The 26,092-nt window shown below is 66.3% G+C and carries 27 protein-coding genes; 11 read left to right on the top strand and 16 right to left on the bottom strand.

The features are described from left to right. Positions 1-21: 21 nt before the first annotated feature. The 4 genes from KK488_RS14790 to KK488_RS14775 all read right to left on the bottom strand — a co-directional run bounded on the left by KK488_RS14790 (position 22) and on the right by KK488_RS14775 (position 4,271). Positions 22-1,311 carry a sialidase family protein gene (locus tag KK488_RS14790; protein WP_214624465.1) on the bottom strand — a complete coding sequence of 430 codons (1,290 nt, stop codon included), beginning with the start codon at positions 1,309-1,311 and terminating at the stop codon, positions 22-24. A gap of 29 nt (positions 1,312-1,340) precedes the next feature. Further along, on the bottom strand, positions 1,341-2,612 hold the full coding sequence (locus KK488_RS14785; RefSeq protein WP_214624464.1) for a sialidase family protein: 1,272 nt from the start codon (positions 2,610-2,612) through the stop codon (positions 1,341-1,343). A gap of 151 nt (positions 2,613-2,763) precedes the next feature. Continuing rightward, entirely contained in the window at positions 2,764-3,222 is a 459-nt protein-coding gene (locus KK488_RS14780; RefSeq protein WP_214624463.1) for a nuclear transport factor 2 family protein, read from the bottom strand. A gap of 104 nt (positions 3,223-3,326) precedes the next feature. Next, on the bottom strand, positions 3,327-4,271 hold the full coding sequence (locus tag KK488_RS14775; protein ID WP_214624462.1) for a helix-turn-helix domain-containing protein: 945 nt from the start codon (positions 4,269-4,271) through the stop codon (positions 3,327-3,329). Positions 4,272-4,548: 277 nt separating this feature from the next. Here KK488_RS14775 and KK488_RS14770 point away from each other — a divergent pair, with 277 nt between their 5' ends. Both KK488_RS14770 and KK488_RS21610 read left to right on the top strand, forming a co-directional pair. Further along, positions 4,549-5,331, top strand: a complete 783-nt coding sequence (locus KK488_RS14770) for an SDR family oxidoreductase (RefSeq protein ID WP_250890459.1) — start codon at positions 4,549-4,551, stop codon at positions 5,329-5,331. 13 nt (positions 5,332-5,344) lie between these two features. Beyond that, entirely contained in the window at positions 5,345-5,467 is a 123-nt protein-coding gene (locus tag KK488_RS21610; RefSeq protein WP_284732205.1) for a hypothetical protein, read from the top strand. Between the two features lie 37 nt (positions 5,468-5,504). On the opposite strand, the gene KK488_RS14765 is transcribed toward KK488_RS21610, so the two are convergent. Then, positions 5,505-5,915: a low affinity iron permease family protein gene (locus KK488_RS14765; RefSeq protein ID WP_214624508.1), complete on the bottom strand. Its 411-nt coding sequence runs from the start codon at positions 5,913-5,915 to the stop codon at positions 5,505-5,507. 217 nt (positions 5,916-6,132) lie between these two features. On the opposite strand from KK488_RS14765, the gene KK488_RS14760 reads away from it, so the two are divergent. Then, positions 6,133-7,446, top strand: a complete 1,314-nt coding sequence (locus KK488_RS14760; RefSeq protein WP_214624461.1) for a spinster family MFS transporter — start codon at positions 6,133-6,135, stop codon at positions 7,444-7,446. Positions 7,447-7,493: 47 nt separating this feature from the next. Here KK488_RS14760 and KK488_RS14755 read toward each other — a convergent pair whose 3' ends face one another. Both KK488_RS14755 and KK488_RS14750 read right to left on the bottom strand, forming a co-directional pair. After that, on the bottom strand, positions 7,494-7,949 hold the full coding sequence (locus KK488_RS14755; RefSeq protein WP_214624460.1) for a DUF3788 domain-containing protein: 456 nt from the start codon (positions 7,947-7,949) through the stop codon (positions 7,494-7,496). A gap of 45 nt (positions 7,950-7,994) precedes the next feature. Next, positions 7,995-8,789 carry a CmcJ/NvfI family oxidoreductase gene (locus tag KK488_RS14750; protein ID WP_214624459.1) on the bottom strand — a complete coding sequence of 265 codons (795 nt, stop codon included), beginning with the start codon at positions 8,787-8,789 and terminating at the stop codon, positions 7,995-7,997. Between the two features lie 253 nt (positions 8,790-9,042). On the opposite strand from KK488_RS14750, the gene KK488_RS14745 reads away from it, so the two are divergent. From KK488_RS14745 to hglS, 6 genes are all read left to right on the top strand, one after another. After that, positions 9,043-10,350, top strand: a complete 1,308-nt coding sequence (locus KK488_RS14745; RefSeq protein ID WP_214624458.1) for an MFS transporter — start codon at positions 9,043-9,045, stop codon at positions 10,348-10,350. A gap of 83 nt (positions 10,351-10,433) precedes the next feature. After that, positions 10,434-11,690, top strand: a complete 1,257-nt coding sequence (locus tag KK488_RS14740) for a hydrolase (RefSeq protein ID WP_214624457.1) — start codon at positions 10,434-10,436, stop codon at positions 11,688-11,690. Beyond that, positions 11,683-12,717, top strand: a complete 1,035-nt coding sequence (locus KK488_RS14735; protein WP_214624456.1) for an arginine N-succinyltransferase — start codon at positions 11,683-11,685, stop codon at positions 12,715-12,717. The genes KK488_RS14740 and KK488_RS14735 overlap by 8 nt, the downstream gene beginning before the upstream one ends. 117 nt (positions 12,718-12,834) lie before the next feature. Next, complete coding sequence (astD, locus tag KK488_RS14730; protein WP_214624455.1) at positions 12,835-14,253, top strand: succinylglutamate-semialdehyde dehydrogenase; 1,419 nt, start codon at positions 12,835-12,837, stop codon at positions 14,251-14,253. A 130-nt stretch (positions 14,254-14,383) separates the two neighbouring features. Further along, positions 14,384-15,667 (top strand): N-succinylarginine dihydrolase, encoded by a 1,284-nt coding sequence (locus KK488_RS14725; protein ID WP_214624454.1) that lies wholly within the window; start codon positions 14,384-14,386, stop codon positions 15,665-15,667. After that, complete coding sequence (gene hglS, locus KK488_RS14720; RefSeq protein WP_214624453.1) at positions 15,664-17,001, top strand: 2-oxoadipate dioxygenase/decarboxylase HglS; 1,338 nt, start codon at positions 15,664-15,666, stop codon at positions 16,999-17,001. Before KK488_RS14725 ends, hglS begins: the two co-directional genes overlap by 4 nt. A 161-nt stretch (positions 17,002-17,162) precedes the next feature. Here hglS and KK488_RS14715 read toward each other — a convergent pair whose 3' ends face one another. Continuing rightward, positions 17,163-17,540: a VOC family protein gene (locus tag KK488_RS14715; protein ID WP_214624452.1), complete on the bottom strand. Its 378-nt coding sequence runs from the start codon at positions 17,538-17,540 to the stop codon at positions 17,163-17,165. A gap of 195 nt (positions 17,541-17,735) precedes the next feature. On the opposite strand from KK488_RS14715, the gene KK488_RS14710 reads away from it, so the two are divergent. After that, positions 17,736-18,977 (top strand): MFS transporter, encoded by a 1,242-nt coding sequence (locus KK488_RS14710; protein WP_214624451.1) that lies wholly within the window; start codon positions 17,736-17,738, stop codon positions 18,975-18,977. Between the two features lie 52 nt (positions 18,978-19,029). Here KK488_RS14710 and KK488_RS14705 read toward each other — a convergent pair whose 3' ends face one another. From KK488_RS14705 to KK488_RS14695, 3 genes are all read right to left on the bottom strand, one after another. Next, entirely contained in the window at positions 19,030-19,995 is a 966-nt protein-coding gene (locus tag KK488_RS14705) for a glycoside hydrolase family 130 protein (protein WP_214624450.1), read from the bottom strand. Beyond that, positions 19,992-20,762, bottom strand: coding sequence for an SDR family NAD(P)-dependent oxidoreductase (locus KK488_RS14700; RefSeq protein WP_214624449.1), 771 nt, complete (start codon positions 20,760-20,762; stop codon positions 19,992-19,994). The genes KK488_RS14705 and KK488_RS14700 overlap by 4 nt, the downstream gene beginning before the upstream one ends. 67 nt (positions 20,763-20,829) lie before the next feature. Beyond that, positions 20,830-21,606 carry a hypothetical protein gene (locus tag KK488_RS14695; protein ID WP_214624448.1) on the bottom strand — a complete coding sequence of 259 codons (777 nt, stop codon included), beginning with the start codon at positions 21,604-21,606 and terminating at the stop codon, positions 20,830-20,832. Between the two features lie 256 nt (positions 21,607-21,862). Here KK488_RS14695 and KK488_RS14690 point away from each other — a divergent pair, with 256 nt between their 5' ends. Further along, positions 21,863-22,294 (top strand): DUF6152 family protein, encoded by a 432-nt coding sequence (locus tag KK488_RS14690; RefSeq protein ID WP_214624447.1) that lies wholly within the window; start codon positions 21,863-21,865, stop codon positions 22,292-22,294. Between the two features lie 143 nt (positions 22,295-22,437). Here KK488_RS14690 and KK488_RS14685 read toward each other — a convergent pair whose 3' ends face one another. From KK488_RS14685 to KK488_RS14665, 5 genes are all read right to left on the bottom strand, one after another. Further along, a complete protein-coding gene (locus KK488_RS14685) occupies positions 22,438-23,517 on the bottom strand; it encodes a MarR family winged helix-turn-helix transcriptional regulator (RefSeq protein WP_214624446.1) in 1,080 nt (359 codons plus the stop codon). After that, positions 23,460-23,954 carry a DUF6644 family protein gene (locus KK488_RS14680; RefSeq protein WP_214624445.1) on the bottom strand — a complete coding sequence of 165 codons (495 nt, stop codon included), beginning with the start codon at positions 23,952-23,954 and terminating at the stop codon, positions 23,460-23,462. The genes KK488_RS14685 and KK488_RS14680 overlap by 58 nt, the downstream gene beginning before the upstream one ends. A 13-nt stretch (positions 23,955-23,967) precedes the next feature. After that, entirely contained in the window at positions 23,968-24,456 is a 489-nt protein-coding gene (locus KK488_RS14675) for a DUF6644 family protein (protein ID WP_214624444.1), read from the bottom strand. A gap of 141 nt (positions 24,457-24,597) precedes the next feature. After that, on the bottom strand, positions 24,598-25,629 hold the full coding sequence (locus KK488_RS14670; protein ID WP_214624443.1) for a DUF8021 domain-containing protein: 1,032 nt from the start codon (positions 25,627-25,629) through the stop codon (positions 24,598-24,600). A 253-nt stretch (positions 25,630-25,882) separates the two neighbouring features. Next, positions 25,883-26,047, bottom strand: a complete 165-nt coding sequence (locus KK488_RS14665) for a hypothetical protein (RefSeq protein WP_214624442.1) — start codon at positions 26,045-26,047, stop codon at positions 25,883-25,885. Positions 26,048-26,092: the final 45 nt, after the last annotated feature.

Raw genomic sequence — 26,092 nt, 5'->3', positions numbered from 1 at the left:
GTCGTTCTCCAGGGCTCGCGGTCAGGGCTTGAAGACGGTGCAGGCGATGTGCCGCACCCCGCCATTCACGTTGATGCGGTCATTCTTGAGGTTGATGTAGTAAGTGGAGAGCAAGGTACCCGGTGCGATCTCGACCACGCGCGGATAGCCCACGTCCCAGCTTCCGCCATCGTCGCGCAGGATATACTCCTGCCCCCAGGTCCGGCCCTCGTCCTCGCTGACCCGGTAGCGGATGCCATAGGGCGCCATGCGGTAGCCATAGACGCAGACCACCCGCCCGTCGCTCATCGGCACGAGGTCGCCCGGCGCGCCCCAGTCGTTGACGCGGCTCAGCCAGTGCCAGGTGCGCCCGCCGTCCAGGCTCTCGTGGATCTCGGTCCAGATGACGTTGCGCGCATCGCGCTGGTAGCGCACCGAGGCCAGCACCTTGCCGTTCCTGAGCACGACGACGCGCGGGTAAAAATGCGGCGCCGCGGCGAACGGGCTGCCACCGGGATAGTAAGGCGAGGCCTTCTCCTCGTCGACGATCGAGCCGAGATACTGCCAGTTCACCCCGTCGATGCAGCCATAGACGATCGGCCGCGGCCCGAGCGCGCCGGGCGCATTGGTGTGCAGGCCAAGCAGCATCATGCCGTCCTGCCGCACCGAATACATGGACGAGCCGGGCATGGAGAGGCTCGGGAAATCGTCGTTCGGCAGCAGGGTGTGCGCCCGCCAGGTCCGTCCACCATCGGTCGAGGCGCGCATCCAGCATCGGGCGTTGGGCGCGAACAGCGCGGGCACGCCGCCGCCCATGATCAGTGTATCGCGGCTCCTGAAGTCGAGCGGCGGCAGGCCCGACCAGTCGGCCGCCGCGCCGCCGGGGAAGTCCTTCTCGGACTTGATCGCCATGTCGAAGATCGGGACGATCGAGTTCCTGTCCCAGCTCTTGCCGTTGTCGGTCGAGCGGATGACGACGATCTCGCCCTTGTTGCGGGTCATGTTGGTGTGATCGATCTCCTGCGCCGAGCCATAGGCCGTCGGCACGCGCTTGAAGCCGGCGACGATGCTGCCATCCGCCGTCTTCCACAGTCCGCAATAGAAGGCCCAGGCGCAGAACTCGTCCTCCTCGCGATAGACCACGCTGTGCTGGGCGTTCTTCGCCTTCTGCGCAGGCAGCCCGGTCTTGACGAGCATCTGCGTCGACTGCGCCCTGCCCGCGCCGGCCGCGAGCATCATGCCGGCTGCCGACGCACCGAGCAGAGCCGTACGGCGCGTCACGCCCTTCAATGGATTGGCCGCGCCATCGGCCGGGATCGTCTTGTGGGACATGCTGCGCCTCCCCTCTCCGGCCGTCTGGATCAGTCGACCGAGAAGATGCTCCGGCAGATATGGCGCACCCCGCCATTCACCTGCTTCGGGTCATCCTTGCCGTTGAAATAATAGATGACGCCGACCTTGCCGTCGTCCGTCACCCAGGCGTTGGGATAGCCCAGGTCCCAGCTTCCGCCATCGTCGCGGACGATGAGCTCGGGGCCCCAGGTCGCGCCCTCGTCAGTGCTGACCGTCGCGCGGATGCCGGACGGCATCAGGCGGTTGCCATAGACGATGACCAGCCGCCCGTCGTCCAGCCGCACCAGGCTGCCCGGCGAGCCGAAGTCATTGACGCGCGAGAGGAAGCCCCAGGTCCGCCCGCCATCGTCGCTGGCATGGACCTCGGTCCACATGATGCCGCGCGGGTCGCGCTGGCAGCGCATCACGCAGAGCATGCGCCCGCTCGGCAGCATGTAACCGCGCGGGTAAAACCAGCGATGCCCGCCGAAGCGGAACGTGCTCTGCCAGTCGCCGTCGGCCTCGCCCTTGGGGTCGCGCTTCTGGGTGATGAAGGACAGGAAGTGGAAGTCCCGCCCGCGCGGCGGCAGCGCGAAGACGCAGGGATGGCGGTTCCACCCATCCTTGTCGACTTCCATCAGCCAGATCATCGCCGTGCCGTCCGGCCGGATCAGCACAGAGTTCATGCCCGAAATGGAATGCAGCCCGTCGGTCGGGACCGGGATCGGCGGGCTCCAGCTATGGCCGCGATCCTTCGAGACGCGCACGTCCGTCCTGCCCTCCGGCGTTCCGAAGCCGGCGCCGCTGTTGGAGATCAGGATGTTCCTGTCGAGGAAGTCGATCGGCTGGAGATCGCCCATCGTCTTCGCATTGGCCATGTCCCTGGCGATGGTCTGCTGCGGGTTGATCACCGGAATGGCGCCGTCCCATGTGCGGCCCCAGTCCTTGGAGCGCAGGCCCACCTGCTTGCCGCCGTCGCGCCCGATATTGTCGTGGCTGATCGCGTCCGCGCTGCCATAGCTGGTGTTGAGCGAGGTCACATATTGCACGATCTCGCCGTCGCCCAGGTTCCAGAAGCCCATGGTATGCGGCCAGCCGGCGAACTCGTTCTCGCGGCGATAGACCACGGCGTGATCGGCCTTGACCTGCCGGGGCGCGGCATAGCGCCGGATGATCGCCGCGCTGCGCTGCGCGCTCGCGGCCGTGGCGAGAAGCAGCCCGCCGGCCGCAGAGCCGCCGACGAGCGCGCCGCGCCTGCTGAGCGTCGTGTCGATCCCAGCACGCCTGGTTTCGTCGACCATTCCATCTCTCCCTTCGAGGCGCGTGTGGCTCCGCTGCTATCCTGCTAGGGGCGGGCCGGATCGACCGCTTGTCCGAAGGGGAGGGAAAACCTGCCGTGGTTGACGAAAGCCACTGCCCTTCCCTGCACTCCGCCGGGGAAAGGCAACGCGCTCATTTGTCGTCGTCGAGCTTGGGATTGGTGATCGGCGTGTCACCCTCGAACAGATGCTCGAAGCGGCGGTAGGTGCACAGCCATCGGTCGCCGACTCTGCGATATTTGTCGGTCGCGAGGCTGACGGTGATCGGTGCGTGGGTCGGCAGCGGCTTCACGCCGTTGGCCGCGTAGAGGTAGAGATAGTTGGTCGCCTCGGCGGTGTCGTCGCCGGTGAACCAGGCACGGAAATTGGAGAAGCCGTGGACGGCGAGGCGCGGCCCCTGCGCCACGCGCCAGTCATAGAATTGCTGGATCTTCGCGACGCCTTCATAAGAGGCGAACTGGCCGTGGAAGACGGCATCCTCGGTGTAATAGGACGAAGCTTGCCTGCCGCCATTGGTGTCGATCTCGTGCCAGTAATTGGCGAGCTGGAGCGACAGCTCCGCATTCAGTTTCAGCACGTCGTCATGAGTCACGAGAAATCTCCGCTATGGCCAGTCGGCATGCGGTGCCACGCGCAGGAAGGGCGATCTTGTCCCGAGCGGAATCGGAAGTTGCGCCGGACGCCCTGCCGATGCCCCTACTGCCGCCGATATTCCCTCGGCGCCGCGCCATATTGCTCGTGGAACGAGCGCGTGAAGTGCGCCGCCGAATTGAAACCCCAGGAAAAGGCGATCTCGGTCAGCGTGTGGCCGTTCCAGGCCGGATTGCGCATCTGGCGGGCGCATTCCTCCAGCCGGCGGCGCAGGATATAGGCCGAGACGCGCTCGCCCGAAATCGAGAAGATCGTGCGCAGATAGCGCGGCGAGACGCGCAGGCCCGCGGCGATCGACGCCGGCGACAGCTCCGGATCGCGCAGATGATCCTCGATATAACGGATGATGTCGTTGCGGCGCTGCCAGAGCACGGCCGACCCCTTGGTCGTCTGCTCGAAGCCCATCGTATAGGACATCGAGATCATCTCGAGCAGATAGCGCGCGATGCGGCCCTCATGGCCCGCGCAATTGCCGGTCTCGACCTGGTCGGTCAGCGACTGGACCATCGCGCCGACCGTGTCGGTGAGGCCGACGGCGCGGCCAAGCTGCAGGCCGCAGAACTGCTCGGGCGTCGGCAGATATTCGCGCAGCACGTCCGGCTCGACCCGCACCATGATCGTCGTCGAGGCGTCCTTGGTCAGCCAGTAATGCGGCATGCCCGTATCACAGAGCACGAAGTCGCCTTCCTGCAGCTGCGACTCGTGACCGCAATGATAGAAAGTCGAGTTGCCCCTCGCCTGCAGCAGGAAATTATACATGCGCGGCGAGGAGCGCATGATGTCGCTCTGCGAGCGCTCGAAGCTGCACCCGTCCACCTGCAGCCGGGCCAGCTTCACCGGCCCCAGATTGCCGATGCGCAGTTCGGCGTCGAACGGCTCCTGCTGATCGCCCGGCGTGAAGCCGCCGCGGCTCATCTTGGTGGCGTAAAGAGCGCTCCAGGCGGCCGCGCGTCCCATCGTCGGCAGCCCCGCGGTGCTATAGGTTTCCATCCGGTGTTCCTCCCTGTTCGACCCCGGCTTCTGCGCGCCGGTGACCTCAATGCCGCGCGCTCTGTCGGCGGCTGCGAAGCCCTGACGTTATCACTCATGCCCCAAGTGACAACTCTGTCGGAAGTAGAATGCGATTTTCGCCGTAGCCATGCTTGATCAAACCGGCATCGCGAATTGCACGAAGCGCTATATTTGCGCCCCGGTCGCAAGCTACTTGCAAAGCGCGGATTTCCGCCGTTAGACGCCCTTCAGGGCTTTGCTGGACCAGGCTGGAGACATGACCATGGCGGATCCGTTGTTCGATATTTCAGGCAAGACCGCGCTGGTAACGGGCGGAACCAGCGGCATCGGCGCGATGATCGCCAGCGGCTTCCTCGCGCGCGGCGTCAAGACCTACATCACCGGCCGCGATCAGGCGCGTACGGAAGCTGCCGCCGCACAGCTCGCCGCGCAGGGCGGCACCTGCATCGGCCTCGCCGCCGACTTCGCCGATCCCGCGGCGCCGGCGGCTCTCGCCGCCGGCCTGGCCGAGCGCGAGTCGACGCTTCACATTCTGGTCAACAATGCCGGCGCCCTGCGCAACGGCGCGCTCGCCAGCGCGACGCTCGACGATTGGGATGCCGTGATGGACGTCAACGTCCGCTCGGTCTTCTTTCTGACCCGCGAACTGCTCCCCCTTCTGCGCGCGGCGGCCACCCCGGCTGACCCGGCGCGGATCATCAATACCGGCTCGATCGGCGGGCTGCACGTGCCCAACTGGGAGGCGCACAGCTATGGGGCCTCCAAGGCCGCGATCCACCACATGACCCGCTCGTTCGCCAAGGCGCTGGGCAAGGATCACATCACCGCCAACGCGATCGCCCCCGGCCCCTTTCCCTCGGCCATGCACGACACCGACTCCGAGGCCACACAGCGCAGCATCGACACCTATATCCCGCTCAAGCGCGCCGGTACCGCCGAGGATGCGCAGGGCGCGGTGCTGTTCCTCTGCTCTCGCGCTGGCGCTTATGTGAACGGCCATGTGATCCCGCTCGACGGTGGCTATATCGCCGCGCTCTGAGGCGCGCGGCGCGATGAGCGACGGAGAGGATAAGGTGCCGGCCTGGCTGCACCGCCGGATGAGTTTGATCATCGGCATCGCCGGCCTGTTCGCCTGGTTCATCATGCTCGGGCTGATGTTCGGCGAGGTGCTCTGAAGGTCGGAAGCCGACAAGGCTCCGCCGATGAACAAGCTCAATATCTGGCAAGCAGACGTTCCACGGTGGGAGCGGCGGTCTTCTGCTTGCCGTCCTCTCCTTTGATGTCCGCCTCAAGGGCTTTGCGTATCTCGCTGATCTGCGCGTCCGTCAGATGCTCGATGCCGACGAACTCCACCCGCGCCTTGTCCAGCGCGCGCAGGATCTCGTCCAGCTTCGCCTGCATCGCCGCCCCGTCGCGATTCTGGCTGTTCTGAATCAGAAATACGGCCAGGAAGGTCAGGACCGTCGTCGCGGTGTTCACGATCAACTGCCACGTATCTGAATAGTGCAATGGCGGCCCGCTCAGCGCCCAGATCCCAATGAGCAATGTTGAGATGATGAAGGCGAGGGGCTGGCCCATCAGCTGGGCGCATTTTGTGGCGATGTTCGTGAAAATTCGGTCCATGAGCTGGTTCCTCAAATTGCGACGAGGGGTGAACACGGAGCGAGTCATTAGGTTGCCGGCGTGCGTCCATCGCGAGCCCCTCCGCTTGAGGGTCGATGGCCGGATTTCTTCGCGGCCATATGTTGAACTCGTCCATGGACCCGCGCGATCATCCTGATATGAGGCTGGCAGGCTGACGCCATGGATCGTCGGCGCCCGCATATCGAGAGGTTGCTCCTTGGCCCAAGCCGCTCCGACGGACCAGTCCCCCCTTCCCGCCGAACCGACAGCCGAACAGGGCGACCGCTGGACCCCGCGGCTCGGCTGGATGATCGGCTTCCTGACAGTCATCTCGACATTCAACTATCTGGACCGCTCGCTGCTGGGGCTGCTGCTGCCGCTCATCAAGGCCGACCTGCACCTGAGCGACACGGCGCTGGGGCTCATCTCCGGCCTCGCCTTCGCAATCTTCTATTCGACGCTCGGCATCCCGATCGCGGGCCTTGCCGACCGCTACAGCCGGCGCAACATCATCGCGATCGGCTTCGGCTTCTGGAGCCTGATGACGGCGCTCACCGCCTATGTGAGCAGCGGCATCCAGATGGCCTTCTGCCGCTTCCTGATGGGTGCGGGCGAAGCGGCCGGCTTGGCGCCCTCGCAGTCGATGATCGCCGACAGCTTCTCGCGCGCGCGCCGGCCGCTGGCGCTGGCGATCCTGACGACGGCGAGTGCCATCGACGCGCTCATCTTCCTGCCGCTCGCGGCCTGGGCGGCGGATCTGTACGGCTGGCGCGTGGCCTTCGAGGTCGCCGGGCTTGGCGGCTTCCTCCTTGCGATCCTGTTCTACTTCACCGTGCGCGAACCGGATCGCGTCTCCGGGCCAGTGACCGCCGCCAACAAGGTGCCGCTCGGCGAGGCGATCATCGTCCTGTGGCGCTCGCCCGCATTTCGGGTGATCATGATCGGCGTCTCCTTCATGGGCGGCGCGCTCTATGCAACGGGTACCTGGACGACCGCCCTGCTGACTCGAGTCCACGGCCTGAGCATCACCGAGATCGGCGTCATCGTCACGCCCCTGCGCGGGGTCATCGGCATCGTCGGCATCATGGCCACCGGTTGGCTGACCGATCGGCTCGGTCGCCGCGATCCGCGCTGGCGCTTCCGCGTGCCGGCGATCGCCTCGATCATCCTTGCCCCCGCCTATGTCATGATGCTGCTCAGCGACACGCCGGCCATATGGATCGCCGGCCTTGGCATCACCGCAGCCTTCTACGCCTCCTTTCAAGGACCGATCTTCGCTGCCACCATGGCGCTCGCGCCCGACCGGATGAAAACGGTCGCGGTGGCGATCAACATCTTCTTCACCGGTCTGGTCGGGCAGGTGCTCGGCCCGTTGATCGTCGGCGCGCTCAACGACTATCTGGCGCCCACCTATGGCGAGCACGCGATCCGCTACTCGATGCTCGCGGTCGCGGTCTGCTCTGCGCTGGGTGGCCTGTGCTTCCTGTGGGCCGGCAGGCTGGCGCAGAACGAGAGTGAGCGCGCGGTCTGATCGCGACGAACACGACCGACTACAGGCGGACAAACCGCCATTAGACCTCAGGCGATTGCGCGTCGCGGGCGCTTGAGCGCCAGCAGCTCTGTCACGTCCCGGCGTTCCTCGGCGGAGGAAATCCTCATCTTGAGCCATTTGCCATCATGATATGTTTCGGTCTGGTCATAGAGCGCCATGAGACGGGAACTCAGCTCGTCGCGCCGCGCCTCGACCTTTTCCCTTTCTGCAGCTCCTAACACCACCACGGCGGAGAAGGCCCGGTATTCAGGCAGAAACGTGCAGAAAGCCCTGGATTTCTTGTAGCGCAGCGACCAGCCATGCTTCTTGCCGCCGTAAATCCAGTCTGCAGCGAAGACGCCGGGGTATGACGCGTCGATCCAGTCCCGCAGTGCGGCCCAATGCTCGAACGCCGCGGGACCGAGCCAGTCGCGGATCATTGCGTCATCCGGCGGCGCCGATTTATCGGTGAGGCGATCTCCGACCTGAGGTGAGTGGTCCAAGCGGCTCTCCTTCTCATCGCTGGATCATCGCAAATGACACTGCCCTCAGCTCAGATAAGCGATCGTGCGGATCTCGATGCTCTCGCGCGGCGGCGCGCCCGGCGCTGAGGTCGGATCCTCGAACGCGCTGTGCCCGGTGAACTGCACTGCGTCCGGATCGCTGTCGAACAGGCGGAAGACATAAGCCTCGTCCGGCTGCATATGCGGCGCATAATACCAGCGATGATCGGGATTATAAGCGAGGTTGAAGCCCCAGAGCGAGCGCCGCCGGGCATCGCCGAGGCCGCCGCGCACTTCGCTCTGGAAGAGGTCCTCGCGCAGCACCGTGCTCGCGTCGCAAAGCGCCAGCGGCGTGCGCTCGACGGTCTTGAGCGGCCGCCAGATGTTGATCAGCATGTGCCGTCCCGCCAGCCGCCGTTCGGCCTCCTCTTCCGGCATCTGGTCGAGCGTGAAATCGCGTACCGTGCGCGCGCCATAATCAACATGCGCGCCGAAGGCCGGGAGGTTGCCGTCGCCCGCGCCCGGCTTGTCGGTGCGCAGCATCGTGCCGAAGCTGATCACCTTGTCCGCGCCGGTGAGCCGCTTGACCAGCGCCTCGGATTCCTCGGCATGGAGGCGCTTCATCTCCACCTCGCTCGCCGCACCCGGAACGGCGGACTCGCCCTTCCACAGCACGAAGCCGTTGCGATCGAAGCTGAGGTCTCCCGGCACCGCGCGCAGATCGTGGATCGGGACGACATGCTCCTCGATCGGCCAGTAGCTCTCGGCGCGGTTCGCGGCATTGAACACCGCGCTCTCGCCCCGGACGACATAGTTGAGCTTGGCCATGACGGGGTTCATTGTCGCGATATCCTCTCCGCCCCAAGTCTAAGGCCAGAGCCCGCATCGAGGCAAGGCGAACCTGATCCTCCCCGGTACGGGGAGGGGGACCGTTTGCGCAGCAAATGGTGGAGGGGGCCCCGGCGCAGCGTTGCAGGCCCCTCCACCATCCTTCGGATGGTTCCCCTCCCGTTCCGGGGAGGATTTTGGTTTGACTTCCCCTCGCCCCTCCATAGCGTGATCCCAGGCGAAAAATCGCTTCAGGGGGATGAGGATGGCGAGCCACTATGATCCGCGCAAGGCGCTCGGCGCGCGGCCGATGCTGCCTGTTCAGTGGCTGATGATCCTCATTCCCGTCTCCATCAACATGGTGGACGGCTATGACCTGCTCGCCCTTGCCCAGGCCGCGCCGGTGCTGACGAAGGAATGGCGGCTCGGCCCTGCCCAGCTCGGCGAGCTGCTGAGCTTCAGCCTGGCCGGCATGTTCCTTGGCGCTGCCGGCGTCTCACCCTTCGCCGATACCAAGGGGCGCCGCCCCGCCATCCTCTTCTGCCTCGTCCTCATGAGCCTCGGCATGTTCGGGGCCGCGCTGTCCGGCGGCTATTGGGGCATGGCGTTCGCCCGCCTCGTCACCGGCATCGGCATCGGCGGCATGACCAGCACGGCGGGCGCCATCGCGATGGAATATGCCTCGGACAAGCGCCGCGAGTTCGCGCCGAGCTTCGTCGCGGCCGCCTATCCGTTCGGCACGATCCTGGGCGGCTTCGTGGCGATCGCCGTGCTGGACGAGTTCGGCTGGCGCGGCATCTTCTGGTTCGGCGGCCTGCTCTCGGCGGTGCTGCTGCCGGTTTCCTGGTTGTGGCTACCCGAATCGCTCGAATTTCTCCTGAGCCGCCAGCCACCCGATGCGCTGGCCAAGACCAACAAGGTGCTGGCGCGGCTCAGCCTCCCCGCGCTGGACGCGCTGCCGCCGAGGCAGGTCGCCAATGACAGCATCGCCTCGCTGCGCGAGATCTTCGCGCCGGAGCATCGCTGGGTGATGTTGCGCACCGCGATCGCCCAGGCGCTGAACATGCTCTCCTTCTATTTCATCATCAACTGGGCGACCAAGTGGGTGACGGAGATGGGCCTCTCCACCGCGGCGGGCATCGGCTATTCCATCTATGTCTCGATCGGCGGCATCTTCGGCGGGCTGATCGCCGGCTGGATCGCCGGGCGGATCGGCGTCAAGCGGCTGACCTTCTTCACCCTGTTCGGCATGGCGGCGATGATCATCACCTTCGGCCTGCTGCCGGCGAGCCTGCCGCTGCTCGTCGCCAATGCGCTGCTGCTCGGCGCGATGCTGTTCGCGTCGGCTTGCGGCTGCTGGCTCACCATTGCCTATGCCTTCCCGCCTCAGATGCGCGCGACCGGCCTCGGCATCGGCACCACCGTCGGCCGCGTCGGCTCGATCTTCGGGCCGCTGACGGCGGGCTATCTGCTGGCCGCCGGCTTCGACAAGCCAATCATCTGCCTGCTGCTGGCCATTCCCGCGATGTTGGCGGCAGTGATCTTCATGGGCGCGCGGCGGGTCTCCGCCTAGCGAACACCAACGCGCCGAGATCGCCCTGGGGCGGGAGCGGGACCACGCTGGCCCGCCCTCGCGAGTTGCGCTAAGACGTGTCGATGCCCGGACTCACCCCGTCTGAAACCCGCATCGTCGATCGTCTCAAGGGCCGACAGGCAGCGATGGCGACGGATGTCGTCGAGTGGGCGCAGGTCAACAGTGGCAGTCGCAACCTGGCCGGGCTGGAGACGATGCGCAGGCTGATCGAGGGGCGCCTGAAGCCGCTCGCCGACAGCATCGAGACTCGCCCGCCCGACGCTGTCACCACGTTGAGTGACAAGGGGAGCGAAATGCCCGTTCCCCACGGCGCCAATCTCCTCGCCCGCAAGCGCCCGGGCGCCAATCGCCGCATGATCCTGACCGGTCATATGGACACGGTCTTCCCGGCCGATCACGCGTTCCAGACCTGCCGCATGCTCGACCAAAACATCTTGAACGGTCCCGGCACGGCGGACATGAAGGGCGGCCTGCTGGTGATGATCGAGGCGCTCGCCGCGCTGGAAGAGGCCGGCGCGATCGACGGGTTGGGCTGGGACGTGGTGGTCAATGCCGACGAGGAGGTCTCCTCGCTCGGCTCGGCCGCGCTGCTGCGCGAGACCGCCCGCCAGTGCCAGATCGGCATGACCTTCGAGCCCTCTGTGACGCCCACTGGCACCCTCGCCTCGGCCCGGCGCGGCAGCGGCAATTTCATCGCCGCCATCGCCGGGCGCAGCGCCCATGCCGGCCGCGCGCCCGAGCAGGGCCGCAACGCCGTGGTCGCCGCCGCCGATCTCGCACTGCGGCTCGATGCGCTGAAGCGCGACATTCCCGGCCTGCTCGTCAACGTCGCGCGCGTCTCGGGCGGCGGGGCGAACAATATCGTGCCCGACACGGCCGCGCTCTCCTGGAACATGCGCCCACTCGATCCGGAGGCCCAGCATCGCGCGGAGCATGGCATCGCGGCGGCGATCGCGGCGGTCGAAGCCGCGCATGAGGTGTCGATCAGGCTCGGCGGCCACTTCGCCCGCCCGCCCAAGCCCTTCGACGCGCCGCATCAGGCGCTGTTCGGGCTGGTGCGCGACACCGGGGCCGATCTTGGCCTCCACATCGACTGGCAACCCTCCGGCGGCGTCTGCGACGGCAACAATATCGCGGCCGAGAATGTCGTGGTCGTCGACACCATGGGGGTGCGTGGCGGCGCCATCCACACCGGCGACGAATTCCTCCTCCTTGACTCGCTCAGCGAAAGATCCTCTCTTGCTGCCGTAACAATATTACGCATAGCGGAGGGGCGGCTCGACGCCGTGCTGAGCCGGAAAGGGAGTGTGCATGTCTGAAGCCTGGGTCGTCCGACCAGCGACCGCCGCGGATGTCGAGGCGGTTTATGAGCTGGCCGGCCAGACCGGACCGGGCTTCACCAACCTGCCGCACGACCGCGATGCGCTGCGTCAGCGTCTGGAGCGCAGCCAGCGCAGCTTCGAGGCGGATCTGACCGAGCCGGACGACGAGCTCTACATGTTCGTGCTGGAGAATAAGGAAAGCGGCCGCATCGCCGGCACCGCGCTCATCTTCGCCAGCGTCGGCACCAAGAAGCCCTTCTACAGCTACAAGATCACCCGCCTCTCCCAATATTCGCGCCAGCTCGACCGGATCGTCACCACCAACGTGCTCAATCTGGTCAATGATTTCGCCGGCGCCAGCGAGGTGGGCGGCCTGTTCCTGATGCCGGACCTGCGCCGCTCGGGCCTCGGCGTCCTGCTCGCGCGCAGCCGCTACCTGTTCATGGCCCTGCACCGCGAGCGGTTCGGCGAGCAGGTGCTGACCGAGCTACGCGGCTATCAGGAGCCGGAGGGCGTCTCTCCCTTCTGGGAGGGCCTCACCAGGCGCTTTTTCGATCTGGAATTCGCCGAGGCCGATCGTTTCCACGCGCTCAACGGCAATCAGTTCATCGCCGATCTCATGCCCAAGCACCCGATCTACACCATCCTGCTGCCGCCCGAGGCGCAGGCCGCGATAGGCAAGCCGCACGTCGCCGGAGCGGCCGCCATGAAGCTGCTGGAGGCCGAGGGCTTTCGTCATGATGGCTATGTCGACCTGTTCGACGCGGGGCCGACCCTGCAAGCCAATGTCGAGGACTTGCGCGCCGTCAAGGACAGCATGAGCGCGATCACCCAGATCGACGACCAGCCGGAAGGATCGCGCACGCGGATTTTGCTCGCCACCGGCCGCTTGCTCGATTTCCGCGCCTGGCAGGGGCATGGTCGCATTGCAGACGAAGGCGAGACACTCCATCTCGCGCCGGACAGCATGGCGCTGGGCCGCCTGCGCGAAGGCGACTTCGCGCTCTACGTGCCGACGCCGTGAAAGGTCTCATGCACTTTCCGTTCGTGTCGAGCGAAGTCGAGACACGCCCCGCGCCGCGCAAACGCTTCTCGACTTCGCTCGAAGCGAACGGAGCGGGAGTTCCGGGGTTGAATTGTCATGGCTGACCTCATCTCCACCAATCCCTGCACCGGCATCGAACTTTGGCGCGGCCCGATCGCGGACGAAGCCGCTGTTGACGCCGCCGTCCAGCGCGCCCGCGCCGCTCAACCGGCCTGGGAAGCGACGCCGCTCGACGATCGCATCGCCATCCTGCGCGCCTATGCCGACCGGGTGAAAGCCCGCGCCGACGACGTCGCGCGGATCATCTCGCAGGAGACCGGCAAGCCTTTCTGGGAGACGAAGACCGAGGCCGCCAGCGTCGCCGCCAAGGTCGACATCTCGATCAAGGCGCAGGCCGAGCGCACCGGCGCGCATCTGACCGACACCAATGGCCTGATCCAGGCGCTGCGCCACCGCGCCCATGGCGTGCTGGCCGTGCTCGGCCCCTATAATTTCCCCGCGCATCTGCCCAACGGGCACATCGTCCCGGCGCTGCTCGCCGGCAACGCCGTGGTCTTCAAGCCCAGCGAGCTGGCCCCCGCCACCGCCGAGCTGACCGGCACCCTGTGGCGCGAGGCAGGCCTCCCCGACGGCGTCCTCGAGATCGTCCAGGGCGACGGCGAGACCGGCAAGGCGCTGGCGGGCCATGCCGGCACCGATGGCCTGCTCTTCACCGGCTCGTCCGGCACCGGCAAGGCGCTCGCCCGCCAGTTCGCCGAGACGCCGGGCCGCATCCTCGCGCTGGAGATGGGCGGCAATAATCCGCTGCTCGTCTGGGATCTCGCCGATGGCGATCTCGATGCCGCCACCGCGATCATCGTCCAGTCCGCGTTTCTCTCCGCCGGCCAGCGCTGCACCTGCGCGCGGCGCCTGATCGTGCAGGACCGCCTCGCCAACACGCTCCTCGCACGCATCGCGGAGACGATCGACACGCTGATCGTCGGCGCCCCCTTCGACCAGCCGCAGCCCTTCATGGGCCCCGTGGTCGACAATCGCGCGGCCGACAAGGTGCAGGCCCAGGTCGCCGCGCTGCTGGCGCTGGGCGGCGGGGCGATCCGCCCGCTCGTCCGCCGCGATCCCGCCCTGCCCTTCCTCAGCCCGGCTCTCATCGACATGAGCGGACTCGAGAATGCGCCGGATGAGGAGATTTTCGGCCCCGTCCTGCAGATCTGGCGTGAAAGCGACTTCGATGTCGCCATCGCCCGCGCCAACGCCACCCGCTTCGGCCTCTCCGCCGCCATGCTCGGCGGCACGCGCGACCAGTTCGACCGGTTCCGCCAGCGCACCCGCGCCGGGGTCATCAACTGGAACCGCCCGACCAACGGCGCCAGCTCCGCTCTCCCCTTCGGCGGCCTCGGCGACAGCGGCAACCACCGCCCGAGCGCTTATTATGCGGCCGATTACTGCGCCTTCCCGGTGGCGGGGATGGAAGCGCCCGTCATCGAGGGCGCGCTCGGCGTGGGGGTGCGGGCGTGACAGCGTCGAACAACCTTGTCCCCCTCCCGCTTGCGGGAGGGGTTAGGGGTGGGCAATCGGCCTATCCGACCCCGCGCAACCTCACCGTCGCAAGCCCACCCCCGACCCCTCCCGCAAGCGGGAGGGGGGAATGACGGCCTTCCGCGAGATCAATTTCGACGGCCTTATCGGCCCGAGCCACAATTTCGCTGGCCTGAGCGTCGGCAATCTCGCCGCCACCCTCCACGCGGGCGAGACCGCCTGGCCCCGCAGGGCCGCGTTGCAGGGCCTCGCCAAGATGCGCCTGATGCTCTCGCTCGGCATGGGCCAGGGCTTCTTCGCGCCGCATGTCCGCCCCAACCTCGGCTGGCTGCGGCATTTCGGCTTCGACGGCACCCCGGCGCAGGTCTGCGCGAAAGCATGGGCCGAAGAGCCCACCCTCTTCGCCGGCGCGATCAGCGCCTCGGCGATGTGGGCGGCCAACGCCGCGACCGTCTCGCCCGCGCCGGACACGGCCGACGGGCGCATCCATTTCACTCCCGCCAATCTCTCGACCATGGCGCATCGCAGCCACGAATGGCCCGAGACGCTGGCGCAGCTGCGCCGCATCTTCCCCGATCCGCGCTATTTCGCGGTCCACGAGCCGGTGCCGGGCCGCTTCGGCGACGAGGGCGCGGCCAATTTCATGCGCATCGCCTCGCCGATCGAGGAGCAGGGCACCGAGATCATGGTCTATGGCCAGGGTGGCGGCCCCTTTCCCGCCCGCCAGACGCCCGAGGCCTGCCGCGCCATCTTCCGCACGCATGGCATCGAGGACAGTCTCGTCATCCAGCAGTCGCCCGAGGCCATCGCGGCCGGCGCCTTTCACAACGACGTGGTCGCCGTCGCGCATGAGAATATCCTGCTCGCCCATGAACAGGCCTTTGCCGACAAGGCCGCGCTCTATGCCGCACTGGAGGAGCGCTGCGCCGACCTGATCATCCTCGAAGTGCCGGCCAGCGAGGTGTCGCTCGCCGATGCCTGCGCCTCCTATCTGTTCAACTCGCAGCTCGTCACCCTGCCCGACGGTAGTCGCGCGCTGATCCTGCCGGTGGAAGCTGCCGAGACGCCCGCGACCAGGGCCTGGCTCGACCGCAATGTCGGCGCCAATGGCCCGATCCACGCCGCCCATTTCATCGACGTGCGCGAATCCATGCACAATGGCGGCGGCCCGGCCTGCCTGCGCCTGCGCGTCCTGCTGTCGGAGGAGGCCGAGCGTGCCGTCAATTCGGCCCACCTGCTCGACACGCGCGGCGCCGACGCGCTGGAGGCGCTGATCGGGCGCTGGTGGCCGGAGCGCATCGCCCCGTCGGACATCGCGCTGCCGCAGACCTGGGAAGCGCTCTGGGCAGCGACGACCGCGCTCGGGGACTATCTGGAGACCCTCACCCCATGACCAATTTCATCCCCCCTGACGAGATCCGCCTCGTATTCTCAGACGCCATGTCCGCCATGTATCGCGCGGAAGTGCCGCTCTATGGGGACCTGCTGGACATCGTCGCGACGACCAATGCCCGTGCGCTCGACGCCGACCCGGCCCTGCGCGCGTCGCTGGCGGCGAGGGGCGAGCTCGGCCGCCTCAATGCCGAGCGCCACGGCGCCATCCGTGTCGGGACGCCCGCCGAGCTTAGCCTCGTGCGCCGCCTGTTCGCGGTCATGGGCCTGCATCCGGTCGGCTATTATGACCTCGCCGCCGCCGGCCTCCCTGTTCACTCCACGGCTTTCCGCCCGATCGACAATGATGCCCTCTCCCGCTGCGCCTTCCGCATCTTCTGCTCCCTGCTCCGCATCGATCTGATTGCGGATGCCGATCTGCGCGAAAAGGCGAGGATCATCCTCGCCGGACGCCAGATCGTCACCGATGGCGCTCTCCACTTTATCGAGAAATTCGAGCAGTATGGCGGCCTTTCCTCAGAAGATGCGGAAAGTTTCGTCCTGCAGGCGCTGGAGACGTTCCGCTGGCACGGCGACGCGCTGGTCGATCATGCGACCTATGACGCCTTCAACGCCGCGCATCGCCTTGTCGCCGACATCGTCTGCTTCCGGGGCCCCCACATCAACCATCTGACCCCGCGTACGCTCGACATCGACGCCGCCCAGGCCGAGATGATCGCGCGCGGCATCAGGGCCAAGTCCGTGATCGAGGGACCGCCGCGCCGCGCCGCGCCGATCCTGCTGCGCCAGACCAGCTTTCAGGCGCTCGAGGAGCCGATCCGGTTCCGGGACGGCGACGGCGCATCGGCCGGCGCCCACACCGCCCGGTTCGGCGAGATCGAGCAGCGCGGCATCGCCCTCACCCCGCGCGGCCACGACCTTTACGATGCGATCCTTGCCGAGGTGGAGGCCGCCCGCGCCGACGCCGGCGACTATCCGGCGCGCCTCGCCGCCGCGTTCGCCCGCTTCCCGGACGATCCGGCGATCCTGCGCACCGAAGGACTGGCCTATTTCCACTATGCGCGCGACGCCTCGCGCGAAGGAAAGCCGCTCCCGTCCGGTTCGCCCGACGAGCTGGTCGATGCCGGCCTGCTGACCGCCACGCCGATCACCTACGAGGATTTCCTGCCGGTGAGCGCAGCGGGCATCTTTCGCTCGAACCTCAGCGACGCGAACGAGGAACGGCTGTCGGCGCGATCCTCGCAGAGCGAGTTCGAAGCTGCTCTGGGCGCGACCTGCCTCGACCCGTTCGGGCTCTATCTGGCACAGGAAGAGGCGTCGATCGAGGCGCTATAAGGCGCGCCGATGAAGCGCCCGCACTCTCCGTTCGGTTCGAGCGGCCGTCGAGCGAAGTCGAGACGGTTGTCGAGAACGCGGCGCCACACGGCCTTTCTCGACTCTGGCGCTCGACAAGCCCGAACCTCAGCTCGAAATGGACGGAATTGCTCTCATCGCCCTCACGGCATCTGGCACAGCTCGATCTCATGACCTTCGGGATCGTCGAGCAGCGCGATCCTGATCCCCGCGCCAACCACGATGATCCCGCTCTTGGCGATTGCCCCTTCCGCGACCAGCCTCGTATGCGCTGCCTCGATGTCGTCGGTGAAGAAACCGGTTGGCCCGTGCCGGATCGCGGCGCTGATGTCGCGGCCATCCTTGTAGGCGAGCAGCATCATGGCGAAGTCCGTGCCCGGCTGCCGCATCACCGCTTCCAGAAAATCCGGCGTGTCGAAAAAATCCTCCTGCACGAAGCTCAGGCTGCGCTCGTAGAAGCGCTTCGCTTTCTCAAGATCGCGCACGATCACCTTGAAAAACGATAATTTTGCGACAGGCATGCGCATCCTCCCCGATGTCGTCATCCCAGCGCAAGCTGGGATCTTTTCCGGCCCGAGATCTCAGCTTCCACTGGGATGACTGCAAGAAATATTGGCTTGTGGTTTAACCCGCTCCCCACCCACCGCAAGCCCCGCTTGCGCCAATCCGCGCGTTGCTTATGCTCGCCCCAAAAGCAAAGCGGAGGGGAAGCGCCGATGGCGAGCCAACGGAAGACCGGTTACGAGCTGCGCGTCGTCCTGCTGCTCGGCCTTGCCTATGGCTTCGCCTTCTATGACCGCATGACCATGGCGTTTCTCTCGCCGTTCGTGGTCAAGGATCTGGGCCTCAACAACACACAGGTCGGCGCGCTGGGATCGGGCCTGTCGCTCACCTGGGCGCTGGGCGCCTATTTCATCGGTCGCTGGTCGGACAGCATCGGCAAGCGCAAGCCGTTTCTGCTTGCCGCCCTGCTCATCTTCTCGCTGTCCTCGGTGCTGTCCGGCCTCTCCGCCAATTTCTGGACATTGCTCGCCAGCCGCGTGATCATGGGTGCGGCAGAGGGGCCGTTCCTGCCCATCTGTCTCGCCATCATCGCCGCCGCCTCGGCCCCGCAACGGCGCGGGCTCAACAGTGGCATCGTCCAGAACGGCTTCGGCTCGCTGCTCGGCAATGCGCTGGCGCCGTTGCTCGTCGTCGCCATTGCCGTCCAGTATGGTTGGCGGGCGAGCTTCTTCACGGCCGGCATTCCGGGCCTGATCCTGCTGCTGGTGATCTGGAAGTATATCGACGAGCCGCCGGCCGCCCCCACGGATCTCGCCCCGCCCGCGCCTGGCGAAAAGAGTACGGACGGCTTCTTCGCCATGCTCGCCCACCGCAATATCGTCCTATGCGCGATCATCTCCTGCCTCGGCGTCGGCTCGATCGTGCTCGGCTCGATCTTCCTGCCGCTCTTCCTGACGCAGGTGCGCGGCTACAAGCCCGAGACCATGGCCAATATCATGGCGATCCTTGGTCTCTGCCCGGCCATCGGCGGCGTGGTCGTCACCTGGCTGTCGGATCGGATCGGCCGCCGCACGCCGATGATCCTGTTCGGCCTTCTGATGACGCTTTGCCCGCTCGCCGCCATGTACGTCACCGGCTCGATCGTGGCGATGACGGCGCTCATGTTCGTGAGCTGGATCGGCATCGGCATCTTCCCCTTGTTCATGGGCGTGATCCCGGCGGAGACCCTCGCCTTCCGCAACACGGCGGCGGCCATGGGCATCGTCGTGGCGATCGGCGAGATTTTCGGCGGCGTGTTCGCGCCGATCCTGTCGGGCTGGATCGCGGACCAGAGCAGCCTCTATCTGCCGCTGGCCATCCAGGCCGGCATGTCGCTCGCCTGCGGGCTGGTGGCGATCGGGCTGCGCGAGACCAACCCGGCGGTGCTGGCACGGCGGGGTCTCGCAACGGCCTGAAACGACCTGCTTCCGCGCTTGCAGGAGCACGTCCCCGATCGGGAGTTTTTTCTCAGCTCCGCCGGATCGTCGCCCGCGCCAGACGGCGGTCCTCCAGCGAATAATAGAGCCAGATCCGACCTGTCACGACCACCACCGACCCGGCGAAGGCAATGTCGGTCGCGGTCCTGTCATCCACCGGCGGCGGCGTGATCAGCGGCTCGATCCCGCGATCGACGACATGGCGGCAATCGCGGTCGAACGCCACCCAGCCGATGCGCCAGCGCGCGTCGCGCGTCGCGCCATTGTAGAACATCACCGGCATGTCCGGATTGTGGGTCAGCAGCGGCCCGGTCGAGAGGTGCCAGTTGTCCCAGCTATGTTCGCGCGGCATGAACGGGGTCGCCTGCTCGGTCCAGGGACCCGCGACGCCGGGAGCGATGGCGAGGCCGATGCGCGAGGCATTGTCCGCCGCATATTCGTAGAAGAGCCGCCACTGACCGTCCGCCGTCTGCTCGACCGTGGCTTCCTTGGTGTTGCCTTCCGATTTGGAGGAGGCGAGCGCCACGCCGGCCTTGGTCAGCCGATCCAGCGACGGGCCGGTCGCATAGGACAGTTCGCCACGAGCCATGTCGGCGAGCACGCCGGTATAATAGACGACATAGCTGCCGTCGCTGAGGCGCACCACGGTGGGATCCTCGACCCCGCCGGCGTCATGCGCGTCCGGTCCCGGCACGATCGCCGGGGTATCGTGCATCGAGAAGTGCCGGCCATCGGCGCTCCAGCCCGCCCAGATGACGCCCGTGTCGGTCATCGCCTCGCCCATCTTGGTCACGGCGCGCAGCATGATGCCGAAGCGGCCATCCTTCTCCTGCCAGACGAAAGGGCTCATCAGATCGCGCGCCATCAGCGCGGGCGGACCCTCGATGAGCACATTCTCGATCGCCTCGACATTGAAGTCGACCGTGCTCGCCTGATCGTCCACCCCGTCCTTGACGTGCGGATCGGCCGGCGCGCCGTGGTCCGGCGCCGCGCTCATGCGCCGAGCGCCTGCATGAGCGACAGGCCGCCATCGATCACCAGCCGCGCGCCCGTGATGTAGCGCGCCTTGTCCGAGGCGAGGAACACCGCCAGGTCCGCCACCTCCGCCGGCTCGCCCGCGCGGCCCAGCGGAATATGGTGCTCCAGCCGCGCGAGATAGGCCGGGTCGGTAATCGCCCGCCCATTCATCGGCGTCAGGATCATGCCCGGCTCGATCGCGTTCACGCGGATGCCACGCCTCGCCTCTTCGATCGCCAGCGTCTCGACCAGATTGGTGAGCCCGCCCTTGGCCGCGCAATAATCCGCCCCGCCCGCGCGCACCGCATAAGCGTGGATGGACGAGATATGGACGATCGAAGCGGGCGCCGGCTCCGTCACCCGGCCCCGCCCGCGCAGAAAACGGCGCGAGGTGAGGAACGCACCGGTGAGATCGGTGTCGAGCAGGCGCCGCCATTGTGACAGCGACATGTCGCGCACAGGCACACCGCTCATGTTGAGTCCCGCCGAATTGACCAGAACATCGGCATACCCCCATCGTGCCTCGACAGCATCGAAGGCCGCGTCGACTGACGCCTCTTCATCGATGCTGCACTGGATGGTGAGAGCCTCGCCGCCGGCCGCGCGCGCTAGGGCTGCTCTCGCCTCGGCGGCAGCAGCGTCCGCATGGTAGAGCAGAGCCACCCGATCACATTGCGCCCCGAACGCCTCCGCACAGGCCGCGCCAAGCCCGGACTCGGCACCTGTCACCACCACGACTCGAGTCATCCAAGCCCACTCCACCCGACAACCCTGTCGGTAGAGAAATGGCAGGAGAAGCGCTTGGTTCCCGGCCTTATTGGTCGATGTTCAGCGAGGGCCGGCCGAACTCGTCAGCCTTGTCGCGGTTGTTCTGCTCGCAAACATATTCACGGATGATCCAGTCCCGCTTGCGCATATAATTGTTCTTGAGATTGTAGGTGCCCACGAACAGCGCCGGATCGGTAATCGCGGTCTCGATCGTGATCACATCCGGCTGGGTGAGGTGGATGCGCTCGACGATCTTCGTGTTCTCGGTCGGGTGGATGCCTTCCATGACATAGGTCGAGGGATCGAGGCCGATCGTCTCGACCACCAGCGTATCGCCTTCCCAATGCCCGATCGACCAGCCGTTGAAGGCGGGATCGGGGTCCTCGGGCTGCTTGCGCCCGTCGGTGTAGATGCGCCGCACCTGGCTGTATGTCTCGTGCGCCAGGGTCACGCGGCCGGGCGTGAACAGAAACTCGATCGGATAGGGCTGGCGCATGATGCCGGGCATGCCGGGCGGAATGCAGTTGGCCTGCTCGTGCTGCAGATTCTCGCCCTGCGCCTTCTTGGCGTTGAACGCGTCCTGCACCTTCTTCGCCTCGGGCGTCAGCACCGGCGGCGCGAGCGTCGGCTTGCCGAACAGGCCGCCCCAGTCGGGCTGCCAGATGCCGCTCCAGTCGGGCAGCTTGGCGATCGCGGCCCAGTCGGCGGGCGTGGCGGGCTTCACCGCCGGCATGTCCTGCGCCAGCGCGGGCGCGACCAGACCCGCCGTCATCGGCAGGCCGCTCGCGGCCAGGATCATCGCCCATTTCATTGATCGCCTCATGCGCTCATCCTCCCGGTCAGCCTGTCGCCGGACATCTCCGGTCGCGCTTGCTGGCCGCCATAGTGGATTCGCGCAACTCCAAGTCAAGCGCTATGTCGCGTGGCACCGACGCGCCATTTGAGCCATGTCGCCCAGGCATGTTTTCCCGCTGGTTTTGCATGACCGTTGATCTTGTCAACGTCGGCTCGCTCGTGGCAAGGGAGGAGCCAATAGGCGCCGGGCTGACTCGGCGCGGCAGACTTTTCAGGAGGGAATGATGGCCCAGACGACAAAAAGCGCCCTGCGCCTCGGCCTTGCCGTGCTGATGTCGAGCGGCCTCGCGCTCACCGCCATTCCTTCGCCGGCGCATCACTCGACCGCGATGTTCAACTGGGGCAAGGAAATCCCCATGACCGGCGCCACCGTCGAGCGCTGGGACTGGACCAATCCGCACACATTTCTCTACGTGACAATCAACGGAAAAGCCGGCCCCGAGCATTGGGCCTTCGAGGGGATGAGCCCCAATCATCTCGGCCGCATCGGCTGGACCAAGCATACGCTCAAGCCCGGCGACAAGATCGACCTCACTTACTACGCGCTGAAGGACGGCCGCAAAGGCGGCTTCAACGTGACGATCAAGCTTCCCAACGGGCAGGTGAAGAAGCAGCTCGAAAGCCCCGGCACACGTCCGGACCAGCCGGGGAGTTGACACCCTCATTCCTCCCCATGGAACATGGGGAGGGGGACCAGCGAAGCTGGTGGAGGGGAAATGGCGCGGCCTGTCGCCTGTCGGCGACTCCCCTCCACCGCTGCGCGGTCCCCCTCCCCAAGTAAGCTTGGGAGGAACAGGAATTAAGCCGCCTCTTCCTTCTCCAGCATATCCCGCGCGTTGACGGTGAGCCGGTCGATCGTCGCGATGTAGAAGGCCCGGCCAGCGGCGTCGTGCCCGCTCCACAGCGCATCCTCGCGCCGCATGGCGAGATCGTAGAGCGACTGGAAGAAATCCGCCCCCTTCGCCGTCGGCTCCAGCATGATGTCGCGCCGGCGGGTCGGCCGGGTGCGCTCGATGAGACCAGCCTGCTCGAGATGCGCGACGGTGCGGCCGACCTGGCTCTTGTCGCGGCCCATCATGACGATCAGTCGTGCAAGCGGCACCGGCGGCGTCTCGCCGATGATCGCGAGCACTTGCCACTGGAAATGCGAGAGGCCGTGGCTGCGCTGATAGGCGAGCATGGCGCTGCGCTTGAGGTAGGCGATCAGGCTGATCAGCTTGGGCGTCAGCAGCGGCGTCGGCTTGCGACCGTCCGGCCCGGTCGGCCAGGCCGGCGGTCCTGCCGCGGCTGAGCAGGCCCCGATCACGCCGGCTTCGGCGCTCAAGCGCCGTTCCTCGGCATAGAGGGTCGCTGCATGCCTGGTCAGCTCCTCGGTCATCGCGATGAAGCGCTTGAGATCGTCCGCCTCGATGCCGGCTGTCAGGGCGGCATCGCGCGCCCGGCTGATCGTCATGATCCGGTCGAAGATCTTCTTTCCCGGGGGCAGCAGGGTCAGCTTGGCGCGCAGCCGCTCGCGCTCGATCAGGCCGGCTTCCTCCAGCGGCTTGATCGCGCGGCTGACCTGCGCCTTTTCGTGACCGGTGAGGGAAACGATCTCGTGCGAGCTCAGGCCCCCGGTCACACCGATCATGATGATGAGCTGGCGCTGGATTTCCTTGTAGCCGATCTCGCGTTCATAGGCATGGACGCCGCTCTCGCGGACCAGCCGGATGAGTCCGAACAGGCGCGCACCGACGAGCCGTTCGTGCATCGGTGCCCGCGTCCCGCCCGCCACTTTCTCGTCGATCAGCTCCGCCAGCGTCCGCTCCTCACATAGCCTCTTCAGAATGGCGACATTGTAAAGCCTATCCAACGCCCGCACGCAATCACTGCGATCCATATGACGGCCGAAATGAAGCCGGCAAGCCGCGCGCCGCCCGGCAAGACGCCCGGCTGATCCATCGGCGCGCGCCGCTGGGTCACGAAGTGGAAGACCAGCATGTTGACCCCTGCCGCCAGCAGCAGGCACATCTTCGCCTTGAAGTAGAAATTGCCCCAATAGCCATGCGGGTTGGACGAAAAAAGCAAGGCCCCGGTGATCGCCGCGCCGAGGAAGGCGACCCACGTGACCGGCAGGATCGTGCGGGTGAGCGCATTCACCGAATAATCGCGCGAGGCCAGTCCCATGAGCCGCAGGTCGATCAGCAGGATCGATCCGAACACGATCACCAGGCAGATGACGTGTGCGGTCTCGGTCCACGGAAAGGCCACCGGATCTTCGGCGATATATTGGCCGATCGGCAGAGCCGCGATCGCGTCGAGGATGGTATCGATCATCTTTCTGTCCCCCTCAACCCGCGTAGGCGATCCAGCGACCGCAGCACGCGATGCCGATCCAGCACAAGAGTATGATGACGGCGAAGAGCCGCACGCCGCCCGGCGCCTTTTGCCCCGGCTGCAGCGTTCGCAACCTGCGTCCGAGCAGATGGGCGAGGACGAGCGTGATCACCACCATCACCATCTTGGTGCGGAAGACCCAGTTGAGCAGTTCGCGCTCCGGCTCGGCCAGGGTCAGGATGGTGCCGGTGCCGAGCAGCACCCAGAGCGCCGCGATCGTGCTCGCATGAAAGCGCTGATACCAGCGCGCCACGCTCCACTCCGTGCCGACCAGCTCGATGCCGCGCAGCGCCACGATCAGTGCCGCCGTCATGACGAAGGCGACGGCGATGATATGGATCGTCTGCATCGTCGGCACGACCCACTCGGTATAGCGGATCGTCTGCTGGAACGGCTGAGCGTTCAGCCAGTCGATCTTCGGTTTTATCCATGCGTCCAGCAAACAGGCTCTCCCCTTGTTCGTCATCCCAGCGCAAACTGGGATCTCCGGCGGGCGACCCCGGCTCGCGCCAGGGCGACAATTTTATTTGGTCTGAAACCTAACGCCTCAGTTGACCCTGTCCACCAGATTGTCCGGCCCTTTTCACGGAATATGATCGCCCTCGGTCCACACCGCGTTGCGCATCTTGTAGGGCACGGCTTCCAGCACCGCCTCGATCTGGTCGAGCTTGCCCTTGTTGATCTGGAACGCCTCGGAAATCAGCCAGGTCGCCGGATTTTTGAGCGTCGCCTCGATGGTCTCGCCAGTGCCCAGCTTCATCTCCCGGATCGTGCCCGAATGATCGAAGAAGCCGAACGCCATGACGATGCCGCGCTCCTCGTCGACGATCGGGAAGCGCCGGTCGCGAATGCCGGTGACGAAGCGGAAGAAGCCCGTCTTCCACTGCTCCTCGCAGCCCATCGCGATCATGTTGGGGCCATTGCGATTGGCCTCGCCGAGCCGGACATTGCTCTTGTTGTTGGTCGTCGCGAAGCCGTTCTCGAGCCGGTGGCAGGTGGGCGCGAACGGCGCGATATACTTGCCGGTGCTGCCCGCCAGCGTGGAGAAATAGCTGTTGGCGGTGCGGATCAGGTCGGCGCGGCTCATCCGCTCTTTGGCCGGCACGGTGCGCAGGAATTGCGGACGTGGCCTGCCCTGCTTCTCGACACCGTCGCCCGGCGACGATCCGCCCGGGCCGCCCGCGCCTGCCGCGATGACGAACTCGATCTCGTGGATCTTCTGCTCCCAGGTGCCGATGCGCACCGCGACGAGCAGTTGCTTGGCGCCCTGGGTCATCGTCGTATAGACGCCAGCCTGGCCCGAGACCGGATCGATCGCGAACAGGCGATACTTGCCGATCGCCGACACGGTCTGCCAGATGCCGTCGTCGAGGCGGATTTCCACGCCATTCTGCGTCGAGCGCACATCATTGCCGAGCGGCAGGTTGGTGATGTCCTTGGCGGCAATGGCTGCCAGCACATTTTCCAACGCCGCCTGAAGGCAGGCGCGGTCGCAATCGACATCGAGCACCTTGTCGGTGGGATTGCCCGCCGACCGGGCCGGCGCCGCCAGCGCGAATGGCGCGGCTGCGAGGCAAAGGCCCGCCAGCAGCGCGGACCGCATCCGTGACATCATGATATCCTCCCCTGCAAGACCGGCGACTGCACGCATGCCGGTCGTTGACTTTGCCAACCTCGCCGCAACCGCCGACACCGTCAATGATCAATCCGGCAGGGACTTTTGTCGCATTTGCGCGGAGGGGGCGAGGAAAGGATTCAGGCGCTCGTGCGACAAGGCGAAGGCCGGGATCTGCCGCGACCGAACAAGGGAGGAGATCGCAGGAAAATGCCGGCCTTCATTGCTGAGACGGCGCCGCGGGGGAGAAACCTCAATCCCGGCAATCCGCCCGCAGCTTGCTCTCGAGCCACGGCGCATCGAAATAATAACGGTGCAGCACCTCGAACGGATCGGCCAGCGCCCCGCGCAGTCGTGCGTTGGCTCGGGCAAGGCTCCTGGCGGGCAGCAGATGAGCGAGTTCTGAAAAGAGCGACATGACCAAAGACTCCTTTTCACTGGATTCTGGCGATGCCTGCCTATC

It is taken from the genome of Sphingobium nicotianae (genome assembly GCF_018603885.1).
In the GTDB taxonomy this organism is placed as follows: domain Bacteria; phylum Pseudomonadota; class Alphaproteobacteria; order Sphingomonadales; family Sphingomonadaceae; genus Sphingobium; species Sphingobium nicotianae.
Note: the sequence above shows the minus strand (reverse complement) of the source record. Positions and strands in the feature narration are given on the sequence as shown.

Excerpts from the sequence above, each read along its gene's own strand:
- KK488_RS14710 (WP_214624451.1), top strand. The coding sequence starts at position 17,736 with ATGGCGAGCCAACGGAAGACCGGTTACGAGCTGCGCGTCGTCCTGCTG.
- KK488_RS14725 (WP_214624454.1), top strand. The coding sequence starts at position 14,384 with ATGACGGCCTTCCGCGAGATCAATTTCGACGGCCTTATCGGCCCGAGC.
- KK488_RS14705 (WP_214624450.1), bottom strand. The coding sequence starts at position 19,995 with ATGAGCGCGGCGCCGGACCACGGCGCGCCGGCCGATCCGCACGTCAAG.
- KK488_RS14785 (WP_214624464.1), bottom strand. The coding sequence starts at position 2,612 with ATGGTCGACGAAACCAGGCGTGCTGGGATCGACACGACGCTCAGCAGG.
- KK488_RS14790 (WP_214624465.1), bottom strand. The coding sequence starts at position 1,311 with ATGTCCCACAAGACGATCCCGGCCGATGGCGCGGCCAATCCATTGAAG.
- KK488_RS14745 (WP_214624458.1), top strand. The coding sequence starts at position 9,043 with ATGGCGAGCCACTATGATCCGCGCAAGGCGCTCGGCGCGCGGCCGATG.
- KK488_RS14695 (WP_214624448.1), bottom strand. The coding sequence starts at position 21,606 with ATGAGGCGATCAATGAAATGGGCGATGATCCTGGCCGCGAGCGGCCTG.
- KK488_RS14775 (WP_214624462.1), bottom strand. The coding sequence starts at position 4,271 with ATGGAAACCTATAGCACCGCGGGGCTGCCGACGATGGGACGCGCGGCC.
- hglS (WP_214624453.1), top strand. The coding sequence starts at position 15,664 with ATGACCAATTTCATCCCCCCTGACGAGATCCGCCTCGTATTCTCAGAC.
- KK488_RS14715 (WP_214624452.1), bottom strand. The coding sequence starts at position 17,540 with ATGCCTGTCGCAAAATTATCGTTTTTCAAGGTGATCGTGCGCGATCTT.
- KK488_RS14680 (WP_214624445.1), bottom strand. The coding sequence starts at position 23,954 with ATGATCGATACCATCCTCGACGCGATCGCGGCTCTGCCGATCGGCCAA.
- KK488_RS21610 (WP_284732205.1), top strand. The coding sequence starts at position 5,345 with ATGAGCGACGGAGAGGATAAGGTGCCGGCCTGGCTGCACCGCCGGATG.
- KK488_RS14700 (WP_214624449.1), bottom strand. The coding sequence starts at position 20,762 with ATGACTCGAGTCGTGGTGGTGACAGGTGCCGAGTCCGGGCTTGGCGCG.
- KK488_RS14765 (WP_214624508.1), bottom strand. The coding sequence starts at position 5,915 with ATGGACCGAATTTTCACGAACATCGCCACAAAATGCGCCCAGCTGATG.
- KK488_RS14685 (WP_214624446.1), bottom strand. The coding sequence starts at position 23,517 with ATGGATCGCAGTGATTGCGTGCGGGCGTTGGATAGGCTTTACAATGTC.
- KK488_RS14670 (WP_214624443.1), bottom strand. The coding sequence starts at position 25,629 with ATGATGTCACGGATGCGGTCCGCGCTGCTGGCGGGCCTTTGCCTCGCA.
- KK488_RS14740 (WP_214624457.1), top strand. The coding sequence starts at position 10,434 with ATGCCCGGACTCACCCCGTCTGAAACCCGCATCGTCGATCGTCTCAAG.
- KK488_RS14665 (WP_214624442.1), bottom strand. The coding sequence starts at position 26,047 with ATGTCGCTCTTTTCAGAACTCGCTCATCTGCTGCCCGCCAGGAGCCTT.
- KK488_RS14750 (WP_214624459.1), bottom strand. The coding sequence starts at position 8,789 with ATGAACCCCGTCATGGCCAAGCTCAACTATGTCGTCCGGGGCGAGAGC.
- KK488_RS14770 (WP_250890459.1), top strand. The coding sequence starts at position 4,549 with ATGACCATGGCGGATCCGTTGTTCGATATTTCAGGCAAGACCGCGCTG.
- astD (WP_214624455.1), top strand. The coding sequence starts at position 12,835 with ATGGCTGACCTCATCTCCACCAATCCCTGCACCGGCATCGAACTTTGG.
- KK488_RS14735 (WP_214624456.1), top strand. The coding sequence starts at position 11,683 with ATGTCTGAAGCCTGGGTCGTCCGACCAGCGACCGCCGCGGATGTCGAG.
- KK488_RS14690 (WP_214624447.1), top strand. The coding sequence starts at position 21,863 with ATGGCCCAGACGACAAAAAGCGCCCTGCGCCTCGGCCTTGCCGTGCTG.